Source organism: Sphingobium sp. MK2, assembly GCF_040170545.1.
Classification (GTDB): Bacteria; Pseudomonadota; Alphaproteobacteria; order Sphingomonadales; family Sphingomonadaceae; genus Sphingobium.
The window spans coordinates 60028-60720 of the sequence record NZ_JAZDXA010000023.1 but is presented as its reverse complement, the minus strand read 5'-3'; the positions used below and the strand labels follow the sequence as shown (position 1 = coordinate 60720).

Annotated in this window: 1 protein-coding gene; it reads right to left on the bottom strand. The window is 63.5% G+C overall.

What is annotated here, in order from left to right; genetic code table 11:
- Positions 1 to 65 precede the first annotated feature (65 nt).
- Positions 66 to 545: a hypothetical protein gene (locus V2I08_RS12135; RefSeq protein ID WP_349635333.1), complete on the bottom strand. Its 480-nt coding sequence runs from the start codon at positions 543 to 545 to the stop codon at positions 66 to 68.
- Between the last annotated feature and the right edge of the window lie 148 nt (positions 546 to 693).

Sequence of the window (693 nt, the reverse complement as noted above, 5' to 3'; positions counted from 1 at the left end):
ATTGCGGTGCCGATGGATTGCTTCGCTGCGCTCGCAATGACGATTCGACGTCAAGTCATCCAGCCTTAGCCGAACAGGCCACGCTTGGCGGGCTTGGTCTCCAGCGTCCGCGCCTGGCCGCGCCAGTCCTCCTGAACGATCGTGCCGGGCAGCAGCCCCAGCCGCGCTTCCAGCGCCGCTTCCTGTTCCGCGCCTAGAGCGGCAATTTGCTCGAAACGCTGATAGCCTGCCTCGTTGAGCGACACTTCCTGCGCCTGGCTGATCCCGTTGATGCGGCTCAGATCATCGCGCTCATGCGTCGCGCTTGCCGCGGCTACGCCCGCCGCACCGGCCCCCACGGGCACCGCCTGTCGTTCCAACTCGCGCATGCGCGTCTCGGCCGCCTCGATCCGCGCATCGCGGTCCTTCACCGATTGCCGGTGCAGCAATTGCTCGTCGCGCCAGGCCCGGCGATATTTGCCGCGCCCGCTCATCATCAGGCCGAATATCAGGCCGATGACCAAAGCGATCAACAGCAAGGCAATGTCATTCAGGGTAAAGCTCATGGCGGGTCCTCCTGCCCATCCGAACGGTGCAGCGCGGCAAAAGTTGCCCTTTCCTCGTTCCGGTTCGGAAACGGGCCATAAAAGTGCAAAAAAGGGGCTTGCCCAAATGGCCGGGCGCTTCTATCTGCGCCTCTCCAAATGCACCCAT

Bases quoted from the DNA above. Each gene is read 5' to 3' on its own strand.
- V2I08_RS12135 (WP_349635333.1), bottom strand. From the start codon at position 545: ATGAGCTTTACCCTGAATGACATTGCCTTGCTGTTGATCGCTTTGGTC.